At 59.5% G+C, this 16,127-nt stretch carries 18 protein-coding genes and 1 riboswitch; of the genes, 14 read left to right on the forward strand and 4 right to left on the reverse strand.

The features are described 5' to 3' along the window. Positions 1 to 9: 9 nt before the first annotated feature. The 4 genes from cbiB to pduF all read right to left on the reverse strand — a co-directional run bounded on the left by cbiB (position 10) and on the right by pduF (position 4,818). Positions 10 to 969: an adenosylcobinamide-phosphate synthase CbiB gene (cbiB, locus tag HMPREF1024_RS14145; protein ID WP_002915724.1), complete on the reverse strand. Its 960-nt coding sequence runs from the start codon at positions 967 to 969 to the stop codon at positions 10 to 12. Then, entirely contained in the window at positions 966 to 2,342 is a 1,377-nt protein-coding gene (locus HMPREF1024_RS14140; RefSeq protein ID WP_009308557.1) for a cobyrinate a,c-diamide synthase, read from the reverse strand. The genes cbiB and HMPREF1024_RS14140 overlap by 4 nt, the downstream gene beginning before the upstream one ends. 92 nt (positions 2,343 to 2,434) lie before the next feature. Continuing rightward, positions 2,435 to 2,613, reverse strand: a riboswitch (cobalamin riboswitch). 281 nt (positions 2,614 to 2,894) lie between these two features. Continuing rightward, positions 2,895 to 3,806 (reverse strand): regulatory protein PocR, encoded by a 912-nt coding sequence (gene pocR, locus HMPREF1024_RS14135; RefSeq protein ID WP_004181164.1) that lies wholly within the window; start codon positions 3,804 to 3,806, stop codon positions 2,895 to 2,897. Positions 3,807 to 4,008: 202 nt separating this feature from the next. Further along, on the reverse strand, positions 4,009 to 4,818 hold the full coding sequence (pduF, locus tag HMPREF1024_RS14130) for a propanediol diffusion facilitator PduF (protein WP_004185469.1): 810 nt from the start codon (positions 4,816 to 4,818) through the stop codon (positions 4,009 to 4,011). A 525-nt stretch (positions 4,819 to 5,343) separates the two neighbouring features. Here pduF and pduA point away from each other — a divergent pair. From pduA to pduP, 14 genes are read left to right on the forward strand one after another with little or no spacing between them, the layout of a single operon-like run. After that, positions 5,344 to 5,628, forward strand: a complete 285-nt coding sequence (gene pduA, locus HMPREF1024_RS14125; protein WP_002915737.1) for a propanediol utilization microcompartment protein PduA — start codon at positions 5,344 to 5,346, stop codon at positions 5,626 to 5,628. Next, the gene (gene pduB / locus HMPREF1024_RS14120) at positions 5,625 to 6,437 is read left to right on the forward strand and encodes a propanediol utilization microcompartment protein PduB (RefSeq protein ID WP_002915739.1); all 813 of its coding nucleotides are present in this window, start codon (positions 5,625 to 5,627) and stop codon (positions 6,435 to 6,437) included. Before pduA ends, pduB begins: the two co-directional genes overlap by 4 nt. A gap of 18 nt (positions 6,438 to 6,455) precedes the next feature. After that, positions 6,456 to 8,120 (forward strand): propanediol dehydratase large subunit PduC, encoded by a 1,665-nt coding sequence (gene pduC / locus HMPREF1024_RS14115; RefSeq protein WP_009308558.1) that lies wholly within the window; start codon positions 6,456 to 6,458, stop codon positions 8,118 to 8,120. Between the two features lie 10 nt (positions 8,121 to 8,130). Then, complete coding sequence (gene pduD / locus HMPREF1024_RS14110) at positions 8,131 to 8,820, forward strand: propanediol dehydratase medium subunit PduD (RefSeq protein ID WP_004185474.1); 690 nt, start codon at positions 8,131 to 8,133, stop codon at positions 8,818 to 8,820. A 14-nt stretch (positions 8,821 to 8,834) separates the two neighbouring features. Continuing rightward, positions 8,835 to 9,359: a propanediol dehydratase small subunit PduE gene (gene pduE / locus HMPREF1024_RS14105; RefSeq protein ID WP_002915750.1), complete on the forward strand. Its 525-nt coding sequence runs from the start codon at positions 8,835 to 8,837 to the stop codon at positions 9,357 to 9,359. A 13-nt stretch (positions 9,360 to 9,372) separates the two neighbouring features. Beyond that, positions 9,373 to 11,205, forward strand: coding sequence for a diol dehydratase reactivase subunit alpha (locus tag HMPREF1024_RS14100; RefSeq protein WP_009308559.1), 1,833 nt, complete (start codon positions 9,373 to 9,375; stop codon positions 11,203 to 11,205). Further along, complete coding sequence (locus HMPREF1024_RS14095) at positions 11,195 to 11,545, forward strand: glycerol dehydratase reactivase beta/small subunit family protein (protein ID WP_004900279.1); 351 nt, start codon at positions 11,195 to 11,197, stop codon at positions 11,543 to 11,545. Before HMPREF1024_RS14100 ends, HMPREF1024_RS14095 begins: the two co-directional genes overlap by 11 nt. An 18-nt stretch (positions 11,546 to 11,563) precedes the next feature. After that, positions 11,564 to 11,839, forward strand: coding sequence for a propanediol utilization microcompartment protein PduJ (gene pduJ, locus HMPREF1024_RS14090; protein WP_002915806.1), 276 nt, complete (start codon positions 11,564 to 11,566; stop codon positions 11,837 to 11,839). Positions 11,840 to 11,860: 21 nt separating this feature from the next. Continuing rightward, positions 11,861 to 12,307: a BMC domain-containing protein gene (locus HMPREF1024_RS14085; RefSeq protein WP_002915808.1), complete on the forward strand. Its 447-nt coding sequence runs from the start codon at positions 11,861 to 11,863 to the stop codon at positions 12,305 to 12,307. Further along, positions 12,307 to 12,939: a phosphate propanoyltransferase gene (locus HMPREF1024_RS14080; RefSeq protein ID WP_002915810.1), complete on the forward strand. Its 633-nt coding sequence runs from the start codon at positions 12,307 to 12,309 to the stop codon at positions 12,937 to 12,939. The genes HMPREF1024_RS14085 and HMPREF1024_RS14080 overlap by 1 nt, the downstream gene beginning before the upstream one ends. Further along, on the forward strand, positions 12,936 to 13,427 hold the full coding sequence (gene pduM / locus HMPREF1024_RS14075) for a microcompartment protein PduM (protein ID WP_009308560.1): 492 nt from the start codon (positions 12,936 to 12,938) through the stop codon (positions 13,425 to 13,427). Before HMPREF1024_RS14080 ends, pduM begins: the two co-directional genes overlap by 4 nt. Positions 13,428 to 13,430: 3 nt before the next feature. Continuing rightward, on the forward strand, positions 13,431 to 13,706 hold the full coding sequence (locus HMPREF1024_RS14070) for a EutN/CcmL family microcompartment protein (RefSeq protein ID WP_002915814.1): 276 nt from the start codon (positions 13,431 to 13,433) through the stop codon (positions 13,704 to 13,706). A 10-nt stretch (positions 13,707 to 13,716) separates the two neighbouring features. Further along, positions 13,717 to 14,733 carry a two-domain cob(I)yrinic acid a,c-diamide adenosyltransferase PduO gene (gene pduO / locus HMPREF1024_RS14065; protein WP_009308561.1) on the forward strand — a complete coding sequence of 339 codons (1,017 nt, stop codon included), beginning with the start codon at positions 13,717 to 13,719 and terminating at the stop codon, positions 14,731 to 14,733. After that, positions 14,730 to 16,118, forward strand: a complete 1,389-nt coding sequence (gene pduP / locus HMPREF1024_RS14060) for a CoA-acylating propionaldehyde dehydrogenase PduP (RefSeq protein WP_009308562.1) — start codon at positions 14,730 to 14,732, stop codon at positions 16,116 to 16,118. The genes pduO and pduP overlap by 4 nt, the downstream gene beginning before the upstream one ends. The last annotated feature ends 9 nt before the right edge of the window (positions 16,119 to 16,127 follow it).

A 16,127-nucleotide genomic window follows, 5' to 3' on the forward strand; every position in this document is an offset into this window, starting at 1 on the left:
AGGTTCTCCTCAGGCCGCGCCGACCAGCCAGTAGCGCACGCCGATAAACAGCGCCAGCGCCAGGCTTGACGCCACCCACATTAATCGAATGGTTCGGGAAATATCGTCCACCGCGATGTCGCGGACGGCGTCGCCTATCCAGGGCTTTTCAACGCGCTGGCCGAAGTAATCGTTCGGGCCGCCAAGGCGGATCCCCAGCGCGCCGGCGACGGTCGCTTCCGGCCAGGCGCAGTTAGGACTGCTGTGCTGATAGCGATCGCGCCAGCCCGTACGCAGCGCCCGGGCGCCATCTTCCCGGCATAGCACCGCGGCAAGGCTGAGCAGCAGCCAGCTCAGCCGGGCGGGAAGGAAGTTGGCTACATCATCAAGACGAGCGCTGACCATGCCGATCGCCCGGTATTTTTCGTGTTTATAGCCGACCATGGAATCGAGGGTGTTGACCGCTTTATAGGCCATGGCCAGCGGCGCGCCGCCGAGGAGCAGGAAAAAGAGCGGCGCGATAATGCCATCCACCGTGTTCTCCGCCACGGTCTCTACCACCGCACGGTTGATCTGCGCTGGCTGGAGCTGAGAGGTATCGCGCCCGACAATCCAGGAGAGCTTATGCCGGCTTTCGGCGAGATCTCCGGCCTGCAGCGGCCGGGCCACCGCCATCGCCGACTGTGCCAGACAGCGTCCCGCCAGCGCGGTGAAGATCATCCACACTTCCACCAGCCATCCAAGCCAGGGGTGGATCCCGTGCGCCAGCGCCAGTACGCCCCAGGCCACGCCCCATGTCAGGCCGATAACCACCAGCCACATCACCCCGCCGCCGATGCGCAGCGCCCGGTCGCTATGGCAGACGCGTCGCACTACACGCTGGCTGACGGCGATCAGGCGACCTATCCAGCGCACCGGATGCGGCCAGTGCGGCGGATCGCCAATGACGACATCAAGTATCCAGGCTACACACCAGGCGAGAAGGGTCATAGCGCCCTCCTTGCTGCCCGCAACCAGTGGTTGAGCATGGTGGGACGCTGGGCAAAATGGACATGGAGATAGCTGGCAAAGGCGCTGCCGGACTGCCATCCTCCCTGCCACTGCTGGAGCGTCTTACCGTCTCGCTGTTTACGGCAGGCCAGTACGGCGGGGGTGGCGGGAGAAAAATCGGAGTAATGAAATTCATGGCCGCGCAGCCACTCGCCAGGGGCTGCCAGCAGCGTCTGCTGCTGCGCCTGCGCTTCGCAGTAGCCGAACCGGGTCAGACGCGTCCCCATTCGGCTGTGTCCGGGAATAATATCCGCCATCGTGTAGCGCTCGCCGCTGGTGACTTCCAGGGTCGTGCCCAGATACATCAGGCCGCCGCACTCGGCGTAGATCGCCACCCCGCGCCGGTGCGCCGCGCGAAGCTGTGTTAGCATCTCGTGGTTAGCGGATAGCCCGGCCGCATGCAGCTCCGGATAGCCGCCGCCGAGCCAGATCATCTGGCAGGCCGGCAGTTGGCGATCGCGCAGTGGACTAAAGCGCACCATCTTCACGCCGCAGCGCGCCAGCAGCGCCAGGTTATCGGGGTAATAAAAATTGAAGGCCTCATCGTCGGCGAGGGCCAGCGTCAGTCCTTCGCCGGCATCGGCGGCAAGCTGTTCTCCCCACTCGCCGATCGGCATGGCGGCCAGTTCGCTGAGGGCCAGCAGCCGGTCTATGTCGAGGGTGCGCCCCAGCAGGCTGGCAAAATCCCGCCATGCCTGCTGATTGACCACCGACTCGCGGGCGGTCACCAGTCCCAGATGTCGTTCGGGCAGCGCCACGCCTTCCACGCGCGGCACATAGCCGAGCACTGGCACCCGACAGTAGCGCTCAATGGCGCTTTTCAGCAGCTGGAAGTGCGCGTCGCTGTTGACCCGATTGACGATAACGCCAGCGATGTCGAGAGCCGGATCAAAATGTTGAAAACCCATCACCGTGGCGGCGATGGAGGTCGACACCGCTTTGCCATCGACCAGCAAAATCACCGGGCAGCCAAGCTGCTTAGCCATTGCCGCGCTGCTGCAGTAGTTAGGGTCGATGCCGTAGCCGTCATACAGGCCCATCACCCCTTCGATAACCGCGATGTCGGCCTGCTGTAGCTGTTCGGTAAACAGCGCGTTGAGTATCGGGGCGGGAAGCATAAAGCTGTCGAGATTGCGGGAAGCGATGCCGCTGATGGCGGTGTGCCAGGCGGTATCCAGGTAGTCAGGCCCGACTTTACAGGGTTGCACCCGCATACCGCGCTGTTGGAGCAAGCTGAGCAGGCCGAGCGTAACGGTGGTTTTGCCACAACCGCTGCCGGTACCCGCAAGAATGAACGCACGCCTGGTTGCCATACCCTGTCCTGTTCTGGCGGTCAGGGTATAGCTACGCGCATGCCTGGTCCTGCGACCACGCACCGCTAAGCCACCCACTTCCCACCGAAGTTGTTGGTCAGTTACCGGCAGGCAGGTCTTCTGGCTTAGCCTCGTTCTCGCCCGCCCTTCCCAATCTTTCGATCAGTGGTTTTTGCGGGGTCGTCAGCATCACAGCAGCGGGGGCTGCGGGGGATTTACACCCCCTTCCCTGACACCAAACTGGTGTCGAACCTGTCGGTTTGTTTCGCCGATGCGCCCTGCATCGACGGGTATTACTTTATGTTTTCTTTTACCGTTTCATCACTCGTCACAATGACGTCAGTGAAGGAAAGCGGTGTTGTGATAATCAGCTGTCTCGTATTAACGGACACTCTATCTCATCACAAAAATAAAAACTGGTGTAGTTTATCCCTCGAATATCACTATTTTGTTGCGCTATGACAATTTATTGCTCTACTGTCGTTTTTTTCATTTTATATTGATGAAGATACTCGGGGATATCAAAAATCGGCAATAGCAAAATATTGTCATTTAAAAAGACTCAGTTTGTGATCCGGCATTAATTTGCTGACGAAATGCCTGCGGCGTTACCTGATAGGTCTGGCGAAACACTTTGCAAAAATAGCTGGTTTGCGAAAAACCTAAATTCCGCGCGATGCTGGCGATGCTCCAGTCGCTGTGGCATAGCAGCTCTTTTGCGCTCGCCATCCGCTGCTGATTGACCCAGGCGTTAAAACCGATCCCCTGATACTTTTTAAACAGTTTGCTGAAGTAGTACGGGCTGAGATAGACATGCGCCGCCACATCCTCCAGACGCAGCTCATCGGAGAGATGCGCGTCGATATAGCGCAGCGCCTTCTTCATTTTGCCATCGTGCGGCGAGGGCGCCCGGCTGGCCTGCGCCGGGTCGTTCTGCGACGGGTTATCTTTGATAACCACAAAGTTGAGCTGTTTTTTCAGGCAATTCTCGACGATCAGCTTCAGCAGATCCGCCGAAGCGATAACCCGCGAATAGTCCATCTCCGGCACATCGCGAAACGCCTGGACCAGCGCCGGATCGTCCTGCCAGCGGTCATCGACGTTCAAGATATCAACCAGTTCAACATCATTGCTCAGACGCACCTGCCCGCACAGCACGAAACCGACTAGGTGGCCGGCGATCACCAGCGGGATGGAAAAATCGGTTAACCCCGCATGACAGCGGTAGATACACAGCTGGTCTTTTTTCGAGGCTTCCAGCCCGCCGCAGCGGTCGCTCATGCGACAGCGTCCGCTGTGCTCCGGGTGCTGACGCATCAGCTGGCAAAACGGCGTGAAATTAAACAATTCAGAAATCTCATCACCGTGAATATTGACGACCACAACCGCCAGACTGGTGGCTTGCGCAAAATCCTGTGCGATTTTATTGATGAGTTCTGAGTTCAAGGTACTCGCAGAAATCATGATAAAACCCCTCAGTTAATTTTTGTTATAAATAAAACATATTTTTCATATTTACCTTTTTTAGCATCAGATCCCATCGACGATAAAAAAGTGCATTGACAATAACAAAAGTCTCCCAACCCGGGGAGACTTTTTGAGCGGTTCGTGATATCGGTTCATGAAATTAGCCTGGCTATTTCACAGATACATTCCCCTTATGACGCTAACGCGTATTTTCTTCCTCCACGCAGGTATGACAGGGCAGATTATTGGCGATAAGAAAACGATAAATTGCGGCGCCGAGGCAGGCCCCTAACAACGGTGCGATAATGGGCACGATAAAATAGGGAATATCTCTTCCCCCGGTCATGGCGATATTGCCCCACCCGGCGAACCAGGTGAACAATTTCGGGCCAAAATCGCGTGCCGGATTCATCGCGAAGCCGGTAAGCGGCCCGGTCGAGGCGCCGATCACCGCCACCAGAATGCCAATCAACAGCGGCGCCAGTGGGCCCTTGGGTACGCCGTTGCCATCATCGGTGAGCGCCATGATCATCCCCATCAGCATCGAGGTGATCACCACCTCCACCAGCGCCGCATGCCAGATGCTGAGCTCAGGCGCCGGGTAGGTGCTGAATATACTGGCCAGCTGCAGGCTTTCCAGGCTGCCGCGCACCATATGATGCACCGTTTCAAATTGCGTAAACAGGGTGCTGTAAAGTATCCAGGCCAGCACGGCGCCGCCAAACGCGCCGGCGACCTGAGCCAGGATATAGGGCACCACTTTTCTGCCCGGGAAGCAGGCAAACAGCCACAGGGCGACGGTGACCGCGGGGTTCAGATGTCCCCCCGAAATGCCGGCCGTCAGGTACACCGCCAGAGAAATACCCAGTCCCCAGATAATACAGATCTCCCACAGCCCCAGGCTGGCGCCGGTCAGTTTCAGGGCGCTCAGGCAGCAGATACCAAAAAACAGAAACAGCCCGGTGCCTAAAAACTCGGCGATACATTGCGCGCGTAAAGAACCATTCATTGTGACACCTCGTGACGAAGTTCGTGTCCAGGCCAGCCAACCATCCGCTGGCTCGTTGGGTACGGCGAGGCCCACTATAGAAACCGGCAGCGGCAAAGTGTTGGCATCCTGCGGAAATCGGGCGGCGTAAAGTCGCCGAAGAAGAATAATTTATTGCTATTTGTTCGCGAATCCCTGCAGCAATGGCGGGCGTTCAGGGGGGTATTTTAATTTCCAACTAAATGATAAAAAATTGCGAAAGCGCAGTGCTTATTTTCCAACAAATATCACATCACGCAAAATATCGCATAGCAAAAACAATTTAAAAAATCACCTCTTAAAATGTAAATACGGAGCGTGAATTGCAATATAATCACATTTATACAAACAATAAAATCAAATAAAAACAACGATATAAAATAAAATAAATCCATTCTATATTATATAAAAACCACTATTTTTTCGCTCTCCACCATCAACTCAGCCATTCTTTTTCGCCGCTCCGCCATATAGTTCCCTCACTGGCACATATCCTGCGAGGTCTTTATGCAACAAGAAGCATTAGGAATGGTAGAAACCAAAGGCTTAACCGCAGCCATAGAGGCCGCTGACGCAATGGTTAAGTCGGCCAACGTTTTATTAGTTGGCTATGAAAGGATCGGTTCAGGCCTGGTGACCGTCATCGTGCGTGGCGACGTGGGGGCAGTTAAAGCCGCCACCGACGCCGGTGCCGCCGCAGCCCGCCACGTGGGCGAAGTGAAAGCCGTACACGTCATTCCCCGCCCCCATACCGATGTTGAAAAAATCTTACCGAAGGGGAATAGCCAATGAGCAGCAATGAGCTGGTTGAACAGATCATGGCGCAAGTCATAGCCCGTGTGGCGACGCCAGAGCAGCAGGCGCTTCCCGATACCCCCCATCCCACAGGAGAGACGGCTATGGCAGAGAAAAGCTGCAGCTTAACGGAATTTGTCGGGACCGCCATTGGCGACACCCTCGGGCTGGTCATCGCCAACGTGGATGCCGCGTTGCTGGAGGCGATGAAGCTCGAAAAACGCTATCGCTCTATCGGCATCCTCGGCGCCCGCACCGGCGCCGGGCCGCACATCATGGCCGCCGATGAAGCGGTCAAAGCCACCAACACCGAAGTGGTCAGCATTGAGCTTCCCCGCGACACCAAAGGCGGCGCCGGCCATGGCTCGCTGATTGTGCTGGGCGGGAATGATGTTTCCGACGTCAAACGCGGGATTGAGGTCGCGCTGAAAGAGCTGGACCGTACCTTCGGCGATGTCTACGGCAACGAAGCGGGTCATATTGAGCTGCAGTATACCGCGCGCGCCAGTTATGCCCTGGAAAAAGCGTTCGGCGCCCCACTGGGCCGCGCCTGCGGCATTATCGTCGGCGCCCCGGCGTCCGTTGGCGTGCTGATGGCCGATACCGCGCTGAAATCAGCCAACGTCGAGGTGGTGGCTTACAGCTCACCGGCCCACGGCACCAGTTTCAGCAACGAAGCCATTCTGGTGATTTCCGGTGACTCCGGCGCGGTGCGCCAGGCGGTGATCTCCGCCCGGGAAATCGGCAAAACCGTACTGGCGACGCTGGGCGCCGAACCGAAAAACGATCGCCCCTCCTACATTTAATACCCGCGAGGCTGATTCATGAGATCGAAAAGATTTGAAGCACTGGCGAAACGCCCTGTGAATCAGGATGGTTTCGTTAAGGAGTGGATTGAAGAGGGCTTTATCGCGATGGAAAGTCCTAACGATCCCAAACCTTCTATCCGCATCGTCAACGGCGCGGTGACCGAACTCGACGGTAAACCGGTTGAGCAGTTCGACCTGATTGACCACTTTATCGCGCGCTACGGCATTAATCTCGCCCGGGCCGAAGAAGTGATGGCCATGGATTCGGTTAAGCTCGCCAACATGCTCTGCGACCCGAACGTTAAACGCAGCGACATCGTGCCGCTCACTACCGCGATGACTCCGGCGAAAATCGTGGAAGTGGTGTCGCATATGAACGTGGTCGAGATGATGATGGCGATGCAAAAAATGCGCGCCCGCCGCACGCCGTCCCAGCAGGCGCATGTCACTAATATCAAAGACAATCCGGTACAGATTGCCGCCGACGCCGCTGAAGGCGCATGGCGCGGCTTTGACGAGCAGGAGACCACCGTCGCCGTGGCGCGCTACGCGCCGTTCAACGCCATCGCCCTGCTGGTCGGTTCACAGGTTGGCCGTCCCGGCGTCCTCACCCAGTGTTCGCTGGAAGAAGCCACCGAGCTGAAACTGGGCATGCTGGGCCACACCTGCTATGCCGAAACCATTTCGGTATACGGTACGGAACCGGTGTTTACCGATGGCGATGACACCCCGTGGTCGAAAGGCTTCCTCGCCTCCTCCTACGCCTCGCGCGGCCTGAAAATGCGCTTTACCTCCGGCTCCGGCTCGGAGGTGCAGATGGGCTATGCCGAAGGCAAATCGATGCTTTATCTCGAAGCGCGCTGCATCTACATCACCAAAGCCGCCGGGGTGCAAGGCCTGCAGAATGGCTCCGTCAGCTGTATCGGCGTGCCGTCCGCCGTGCCGTCCGGGATCCGCGCCGTACTGGCGGAAAACCTGATCTGCTCAGCGCTGGATCTGGAGTGCGCCTCCAGCAACGATCAAACCTTTACCCACTCGGATATGCGGCGTACCGCGCGTCTGCTGATGCAGTTCCTGCCAGGCACCGACTTCATCTCCTCCGGTTACTCGGCGGTGCCGAACTACGACAACATGTTCGCCGGTTCCAACGAAGATGCCGAAGACTTCGATGACTACAACGTGATCCAGCGCGACCTGAAGGTCGATGGCGGCCTGCGGCCGGTGCGTGAAAAGGACGTGATCGCCATTCGCAACAAAGCCGCCCGCGCGCTGCAGGCGGTATTTGCCGGCATGGGTTTGCCGCCTATTACGGATGAAGAAGTAGAAGCCGCCACCTACGCCCACGGTTCAAAAGATATGCCTGAGCGCAATATCGTCGAGGACATCAAGTTTGCTCAGGAGATCATCAACAAGAACCGCAACGGCCTGGAGGTGGTGAAAGCCCTGGCGAAAGGCGGCTTCCCCGATGTCGCCCAGGACATGCTCAATATTCAGAAAGCCAAGCTCACCGGCGACTACCTGCATACCTCCGCCATCATTGTTGGCGAGGGCCAGGTGCTCTCGGCCGTGAATGACGTGAACGATTATGCCGGTCCGGCAACAGGCTACCGCCTGCAAGGCGAGCGCTGGGAAGAGATTAAAAATATCCCGGGCGCGCTCGATCCCAATGAACTTGGCTAAGGGGTGAAAAATGGAAATTAACGAAACGCTGCTGCGCCAGATTATCGAAGAGGTGCTGTCGGAGATGAAATCAGGCGCAGATAAGCCGGTCTCCTTTAGCGCGTCTGCGGCTTCTGTCGCCTCTGCCGCGCCGGTCGCCGTTGCACCTGTGTCCGGCGACAGCTTCCTGACGGAAATCGGCGAAGCCAAACCCGGCACGCAGCAGGATGAAGTCATTATTGCCGTCGGGCCAGCGTTTGGTCTGGCGCAAACCGCCAATATCGTCGGCATTCCGCATAAAAATATTCTGCGCGAAGTGATCGCCGGCATTGAGGAAGAAGGCATCAAAGCCCGGGTGATCCGCTGCTTTAAGTCATCTGACGTCGCCTTCGTGGCAGTGGAAGGCAACCGCCTGAGCGGCTCCGGCATCTCGATCGGTATTCAGTCGAAAGGCACCACCGTCATCCACCAGCGCGGCCTGCCGCCGCTTTCCAACCTGGAACTCTTCCCGCAGGCGCCGCTGCTGACGCTGGAAACCTACCGTCAGATTGGCAAAAACGCCGCGCGCTACGCCAAACGCGAGTCGCCGCAGCCGGTGCCGACGCTTAACGATCAGATGGCTCGTCCCAAATACCAGGCGAAGTCGGCCATTTTGCACATTAAAGAGACCAAATACGTGGTGACGGGCAAAAACCCGCAGGAACTGCGCGTGGCGCTTTAACAAAGGATATCCCGATGAATACCGACGCAATTGAATCCATGGTACGCGACGTGCTGAGCCGGATGAACAGCCTACAGGACGGGATAACGCCCGCGCCAGCCGCGCCGACAAACGACACCGTTCGCCAGCCAAAAGTTAGCGACTACCCGTTAGCGACCCGCCATCCGGAGTGGGTCAAAACCGCTACCAATAAAACGCTCGATGACCTGACGCTGGAGAACGTATTAAGCGATCGCGTTACGGCGCAGGACATGCGCATCACTCCGGAAACGCTGCGTATGCAGGCGGCGATCGCCCAGGATGCCGGACGCGATCGGCTGGCGATGAACTTTGAGCGGGCCGCAGAGCTCACCGCGGTTCCCGACGACCGAATCCTTGAGATCTACAACGCCCTGCGCCCATACCGTTCCACCCAGGCGGAGCTACTGGCGATCGCTGATGACCTCGAGCATCGCTACCAGGCACGACTCTGTGCCGCCTTTGTTCGGGAAGCGGCCGGGCTGTACATCGAGCGTAAGAAACTCAAAGGCGACGATTAACAGGGGGGTAAGCATGCGCTATATCGCTGGCATTGATATTGGCAACTCCTCGACAGAAGTCGCCCTGGCGACGGTCGATGACGCAGGAGTGCTGAACATTCGCCACAGCGCGTTGGCTGAAACCACGGGTATAAAAGGCACATTACGAAATGTGTTCGGTATCCAGGAGGCGCTAACGCAGGCGGCAAAAGCGGCCGGCATTCAGCTCAGCGATATTTCGCTTATTCGCATTAACGAAGCCACGCCGGTCATTGGCGATGTGGCGATGGAAACCATCACGGAAACCATCATCACCGAGTCCACCATGATCGGCCATAACCCGAAGACACCCGGCGGCGTCGGACTGGGGGTCGGCATCACCATCACACCAGAGGCGCTGCTGTCCTGCTCCGCGGACACTCCCTATATTCTGGTGGTCTCCTCGGCCTTTGACTTTGCCGATGTCGCCGCGATGGTCAATGCGGCAACGGCAGCGGGCTATCAGATAACCGGCATTATTTTGCAGCAGGATGACGGCGTGCTGGTCAATAACCGGCTACAGCAACCGCTGCCGGTGATCGACGAAGTTCAGCATATCGACCGCATTCCACTTGGCATGCTGGCGGCCGTCGAGGTCGCTTTACCCGGTAAGATCATCGAAACGCTCTCCAACCCCTACGGTATTGCGACCGTTTTCGATCTCAACGCCGAGGAGACCCAAAATATCGTGCCAATGGCGCGGGCGCTGATTGGCAACCGCTCGGCCGTGGTGGTGAAAACCCCCTCCGGCGACGTCAAGGCCCGCGCTATTCCGGCAGGTAATCTGCTGCTCATCGCTCAGGGGCGCAGCGTACAGGTTGATGTGGCCGCCGGGGCGGAAGCCATCATGAAAGCGGTTGACGGCTGCGGCAAACTGGACAACGTCGCGGGAGAAGCGGGCACCAATATCGGCGGCATGCTAGAGCACGTGCGCCAGACCATGGCGGAGCTTACCAATAAGCCAGCTCAGGAGATCCGCATTCAGGATCTGCTGGCCGTTGATACGGCGGTGCCAGTCAGCGTGACCGGCGGTCTTGCGGGGGAGTTCTCGCTGGAGCAGGCGGTGGGTATCGCCTCGATGGTCAAGTCGGATCGCCTGCAGATGGCCCTGATCGCCCGTGAAATTGAGCACAAACTGCAGATTGCGGTTCAGGTGGGCGGCGCCGAAGCGGAGGCGGCCATTCTTGGGGCGCTCACCACTCCCGGCACCACGCGCCCGCTGGCGATCCTCGATCTGGGCGCCGGGTCGACCGACGCCTCCATTATCAATGCGCAGGGAGAGATCAGCGCCACTCACCTGGCCGGCGCCGGCGATATGGTCACGATGATCATCGCTCGCGAACTGGGGCTTGAGGACCGTTACCTGGCGGAAGAGATCAAAAAATATCCGCTGGCAAAAGTCGAAAGCCTGTTTCATCTGCGTCATGAAGACGGCAGCGTCCAGTTTTTTCCGTCGGCCTTACCACCGGCGGTATTTGCCCGCGTCTGCGTGGTGAAACCGGATGAACTGGTTCCCCTGCCCGGCGATCTGCCGCTGGAGAAAGTGCGCGCCATTCGCCGTAGCGCCAAATCACGCGTCTTTGTCACCAACGCCCTGCGAGCGTTACGCCAGGTGAGCCCTACCGGCAACATTCGCGACATCCCGTTCGTAGTGCTGGTGGGCGGCTCGTCCCTCGATTTCGAGATCCCCCAGCTGGTCACCGACGCGCTGGCGCACTACCGGCTGGTTGCCGGGCGCGGCAATATCCGCGGCTGTGAAGGCCCACGCAATGCGGTCGCCAGCGGATTACTCCTTTCCTGGCAAAAAGGAGGCACACATGGAGAGTAGCGTAGTCGCCCCCGCCATCGTCATTGCCGTCACTGACGAATGCAGCGAACAGTGGCGCGATGTCCTGCTGGGCATTGAAGAGGAAGGCATTCCTTTTGTTCTGCAGCCGCAGACCGGCGGCGATCTTGTTCATCACGCCTGGCAGGCGGCGCAGCGTTCGCCGCTGCAGGTAGGCATCGCCTGCGACCGGGAACGGCTCATCGTGCACTACAAAAATTTACCCGCATCAACTCCGCTGTTTTCGCTGATGTATCACCAGAACAGGCTGGCCCGGCGAAACACTGGCAACAATGCGGCTCGTCTCGTCAAAGGGATCCCATTTCGGGATCGCCATGCTTAATCCACAGGAGAACGCAGTATGAATAACGCACTAGGACTGGTTGAAACGAAAGGCCTGGTTGGCGCCATTGAAGCCGCTGATGCAATGGTGAAATCCGCCAACGTGCAGTTGATTGGTTACGAAAAAATTGGCTCCGGGCTGATTACCGTGATGGTCCGCGGAGACGTCGGCGCGGTCAAAGCCGCCGTTGACGCCGGCAGCGCGGCGGCCAGCGTGGTCGGCGAGGTCAAGTCCAGCCATGTGATCCCGCGCCCGCATAGCGATGTTGAGGCCATTCTGCCGAAATCCGTCTGACCCTGAAAAAAGGAGCACCGCGTGAAGCAATCACTGGGATTACTTGAGGTCAGCGGTCTGGCCCTGGCCATCACCTGCGCCGACGCTATGGCGAAAGCGGCCGCCATCACGCTGCTCGCCCTGGAAAAGACCAACGGTTCCGGCTGGATGGTGGTGAAGATCGCCGGTGATGTGGCCTCTGTCCAGGCGGCGGTGATGACCGGGGCCGAACTCGCCGAACGGCAGCAGGGGCTGGTAGCGCAGAAGGTTATCGCCAGGCCCGGGGAAGGCCTGCTGCCGGCCCGCGTCCAGGCGCCTTCACCAGCGCCTGACGTCGCCGTGACGGAGGAGAACACGGCCCTCACAGACGCCCCCTCCCACTCTACGGAGCGGGTGACCTGCAACCTGTGCCTGGACCCACACTGCCCACGACAAAAAGGCGATCCCCGCTCGCAGTGCCTGCACGCCGGTAAACGAGGTGACGCGTAATGGATAAACAACAGCTGGCTTCGACAGTCAACAAAGTGCTGGATGAGATGCGCCAGCGTCCCATTCCAATCGGTATCTCCAGTCGCCATATCCATTTAGCGGCGGCTGACTATGCCAGGCTTTTTCCCGCGCAGCCCATCCAGCCGAAAAAAGCGCTGCTGCAGCCGGGACAATATGCTGCAGAGCAGACGGTGACCCTGGTTGGCCCCAAAGGGCGATTAAACAACGTGCGCCTGCTCGGCCCTTTGCGCCAGACCAGCCAGGTGGAAATCTCACGCACCGACGCCCGGATCCTCGGTATCGCCGCGCCGCTGCGCATGTCCGGCAATCTGCAGGGCACGCCGGGGATCCGCCTGATAAGCCCCTTTGCCGAACTGGAGCTGAGCGGCGGGACGATTGTTGCCCAGCGACATATTCATATGTCGCCACTTGATGCGTTGATCCTGCGCGTCTCCCATGGCGATAGCGTCGCGGTGGCGATCGAAGGCAGCGACAGGCGGCTTATCTTCGACAACGTAGCGGTCCGCGTTGCCCCGGATATGCGTCTTGAGATGCACATCGATACTGACGAGGCTAATGCGGCAGGCGCTGACGCTGCGCAAGCCTGGGCAACGCTGGTGACGAAGCCATGAACCACGCGATGCTGCAGCGTATCGTCGAAGAGGTCGCCGCCCGTCTGCGCCGTCGCGCCCTCAGCACGGCCACGCTCAGCGTGGCCCAGCTCGGCGAAGCGGATATCCGCAGCCTGCTGTGCCAGCACGCTTCGCTGCGCATCGTGCAGGTCGATTTACCGCTGCTGGAGCAGCTTGCCGGCCAGCGTGCGCTGGCGGCAGCCGGTTGCGCACTGCATGAGGCGATGGCCTGGGGCGTTCGGGTACAGCTAACGCTGCTTCCCACCCTGCTCCCCGCGCTGGCGGTAAAAAAACTCGCCCGCTTGCCGCTGACGTTCAGCGATCCGCTTGGCCAGCCCGTCAGGCTTCACGCCGCGTCGGTGCTCACCTATGCCGACGTAGCCCGTTTCAGTGGCGGCTATCTGGTGCTGCGCCGCCGCCCCATTATCACCGCCCTCGCCCGCGAAGCGGCCGTCGCGCGGCATGTTCAATTGATTAAGCAGGAGTGAACTATGCATCTGGCACGCGTGACCGGCGCCGTCGTCTCGACGCAAAAATCGCCCTCTCTGAACGGCAAAAAACTGCTGCTGGTGCGCCGGGTAAGCGCGGACGACGATCGTCCGATTCTCCCCACGAGCGGCGATGAAGTGGCGGTAGATTCGGTTGGCGCTGGCGTCGGCGAGCTGGTGCTGCTCTGCAGCGGCTCGAGCGCACGCCACGTTTTCAGCGGCCCGAATGAGGCCATCGATCTTGCCGTCGTGGGCATTGTTGACTCACTTTCACGCTAAGGGGGCGCCTGTGGCTATCTATACCCGAACCGGCGATGCCGGCAGTACATCACTCTTTACCGGCCAGCGGGTCAGCAAGACGCATCCGCGCGTCGAAGCCTACGGCACCCTGGATGAACTGAACGCCATGCTGAGCCTGTGCGTCTGCGCCGTCGCTGAAGAGGAACAGCGCACCCTGCTCGAAGCCCTGCAGCAGCACATTTTTTGGTTCAGCGCGGAGCTCGCCAGCGACAGCGAACAGCCATCACCGGGTAAGCGCTATATCAGCAGCGAAGAGATTGCCCTGCTGGAGCAGACCATCGATCGCGAGATGGCCCGCGTGCCGGCGCTGCACCAGTTTGTATTGCCCGGACGCTGTGAAGCCGCCAGCCGTCTGCACCTGGCCCGCACCGTTGCCAGACGGGCGGAGCGCCGGCTGGTCGAGCTGGCGGCAGAGGTTACTATCCGTCAGATACTGCTGCGTTATCTGAACCGCTTATCTGACTGCCTGTATGCCCTGGCGCGCAGCGAGGATCATGCCGCTCACCAGCGCCGCCTTGTGACGGAGATCGCGGCCCGCTATCTGGCCGCCAGCGGGTCGCCTGCGCCCGACGCGCCCAAAGCCCAGGCCGGGTCGCTCTCCTTTCACGAGCTGCATCAGCTCATCCATCAGGCCATTGAACACGCCCGCCAGCTGCAGGTGCCGGTGGTGGTCAGCATCGTTGACGCACACGGCACCGAAACCGTGACCTGGCGAATGCCCGATGCGCTGCTGGTCAGCAGCGAGCTGGCGCCGAAAAAAGCCTGGACCGCCGTCGCCATGAAAACCGCCACCCACGAGCTCGCGACGACCGTACAGCCAGGCGCTGCGCTGTACGGTCTGGAGAGCCATCTGCAGGGCAAAGTCGTCACCTTTGGCGGCGGATATCCGCTGTGGCGCGATGGCCAGCTAATAGCCGGCCTCGGCATTAGCGGCGGCAGCGTCGAGCAGGATATGGCTATTGCACAGGCTGCCATGGCGGCCATTAACGTGAGAACTCATCAATGAATACAGCAGAACTGGAAACCCTTATCCGCACCATCCTCAGTGAAAAGCTCGCGCCGACGCCCCCTGCCCCTCAGCAAGAGCAGGGCATTTTCTGCGATGTCGGCAGCGCCATCGACGCCGCTCATCAGGCTTTTCTCCGCTATCAGCAGTGTCCGCTAAAAACCCGCAGCGCCATTATCAGCGCCCTGCGGGAGACGCTGGCCCCCGAGCTGGCGACGTTGGCGGAAGAGAGCGCCACGGAAACCGGCATGGGCAACAAAGAAGATAAATATCTGAAAAATAAAGCCGCTCTTGAAAACACGCCGGGCATAGAGGATCTCACTACCAGCGCCCTCACCGGCGATGGCGGGATGGTGCTGTTTGAGTACTCGCCGTTCGGGGTTATTGGCGCCGTGGCGCCCAGCACCAACCCAACGGAAACCATTATCAACAACAGTATCAGCATGCTGGCGGCGGGTAACAGCGTCTATTTCAGCCCCCATCCCGGCACGAAAAAGGTCTCGTTGAAGCTTATCGCCAGGATCGAAGAGATCGCCTACCGCTGCAGCGGGATCCGTAACCTGGTGGTGACCGTTGCCGAGCCGACCTTTGAAGCCACCCAGCAAATGATGTCCCACCCGCTGATTGCCGTTCTGGCTATCACCGGCGGCCCTGGCATTGTGGCGATGGGCATGAAAAGCGGTAAAAAAGTGATCGGCGCTGGCGCCGGCAATCCGCCGTGCATCGTTGATGAAACCGCCGATCTCGTCAAAGCCGCCGAAGATATCATCAGCGGCGCCGCCTTCGATTACAACCTGCCCTGTATCGCCGAAAAAAGCCTGATCGTCGTCGCCTCCGTCGCTGACCGCCTGATCCAGCAGATGCAGGATTTTGACGCGCTGCTGTTGAGCCGACAGGAGGCCGATACCCTGCGTGCCGTCTGCCTGCCCGACGGCGCGGCGAATAAAAAACTGGTCGGTAAAAGCCCGGCTGCGCTGCTGGCGGCGGCGGGTCTCGCCGTTCCGCCTCGCCCCCCTCGCCTGCTGATAGCCGAGGTGGAGGCGAACGACCCCTGGGTGACCTGCGAGCAGCTGATGCCGGTGCTGCCGATCGTCAGGGTCGCCGACTTTGACAGCGCCCTGGCGCTGGCCCTGCGCGTTGAGGAGGGTCTGCACCACACCGCCATTATGCACTCGCAGAATGTCTCGCGGCTCAATCTGGCGGCACGCACCCTGCAGACCTCCATTTTTGTCAAAAATGGCCCGTCTTACGCGGGAATCGGCGTCGGCGGCGAAGGGTTTACCACCTTCACCATCGCCACGCCAACCGGAGAAGGCACCACCTCCGCGCGGACGTTCGCCCGCCTGCGGCGCTGCGTGTTGACCAACGGTTTTTCCATTCGCTAACCGGGGGCG

The organism is Klebsiella sp. 4_1_44FAA, assembly GCF_000238715.1.
GTDB lineage: Bacteria > Pseudomonadota > Gammaproteobacteria > Enterobacterales > Enterobacteriaceae > Klebsiella > Klebsiella pneumoniae.

What these genes read in the sequence shown, in the direction of transcription:
- HMPREF1024_RS14070 (WP_002915814.1), top strand. Translation starts at nt 13,431, where the DNA reads ATGCATCTGGCACGCGTGACCGGCGCCGTCGTCTCGACGCAAAAATCG.
- pduJ (WP_002915806.1), top strand. Translation starts at nt 11,564, where the DNA reads ATGAATAACGCACTAGGACTGGTTGAAACGAAAGGCCTGGTTGGCGCC.
- pduE (WP_002915750.1), top strand. Translation starts at nt 8,835, where the DNA reads ATGAATACCGACGCAATTGAATCCATGGTACGCGACGTGCTGAGCCGG.
- pduB (WP_002915739.1), top strand. Translation starts at nt 5,625, where the DNA reads ATGAGCAGCAATGAGCTGGTTGAACAGATCATGGCGCAAGTCATAGCC.
- pduF (WP_004185469.1), bottom strand. Translation starts at nt 4,818, where the DNA reads ATGAATGGTTCTTTACGCGCGCAATGTATCGCCGAGTTTTTAGGCACC.
- HMPREF1024_RS14140 (WP_009308557.1), bottom strand. Translation starts at nt 2,342, where the DNA reads ATGGCAACCAGGCGTGCGTTCATTCTTGCGGGTACCGGCAGCGGTTGT.
- pduP (WP_009308562.1), top strand. Translation starts at nt 14,730, where the DNA reads ATGAATACAGCAGAACTGGAAACCCTTATCCGCACCATCCTCAGTGAA.
- pduC (WP_009308558.1), top strand. Translation starts at nt 6,456, where the DNA reads ATGAGATCGAAAAGATTTGAAGCACTGGCGAAACGCCCTGTGAATCAG.
- HMPREF1024_RS14100 (WP_009308559.1), top strand. Translation starts at nt 9,373, where the DNA reads ATGCGCTATATCGCTGGCATTGATATTGGCAACTCCTCGACAGAAGTC.
- HMPREF1024_RS14095 (WP_004900279.1), top strand. Translation starts at nt 11,195, where the DNA reads ATGGAGAGTAGCGTAGTCGCCCCCGCCATCGTCATTGCCGTCACTGAC.
- pduM (WP_009308560.1), top strand. Translation starts at nt 12,936, where the DNA reads ATGAACCACGCGATGCTGCAGCGTATCGTCGAAGAGGTCGCCGCCCGT.
- pocR (WP_004181164.1), bottom strand. Translation starts at nt 3,806, where the DNA reads ATGATTTCTGCGAGTACCTTGAACTCAGAACTCATCAATAAAATCGCA.
- pduD (WP_004185474.1), top strand. Translation starts at nt 8,131, where the DNA reads ATGGAAATTAACGAAACGCTGCTGCGCCAGATTATCGAAGAGGTGCTG.
- HMPREF1024_RS14080 (WP_002915810.1), top strand. Translation starts at nt 12,307, where the DNA reads ATGGATAAACAACAGCTGGCTTCGACAGTCAACAAAGTGCTGGATGAG.
- pduA (WP_002915737.1), top strand. Translation starts at nt 5,344, where the DNA reads ATGCAACAAGAAGCATTAGGAATGGTAGAAACCAAAGGCTTAACCGCA.
- cbiB (WP_002915724.1), bottom strand. Translation starts at nt 969, where the DNA reads ATGACCCTTCTCGCCTGGTGTGTAGCCTGGATACTTGATGTCGTCATT.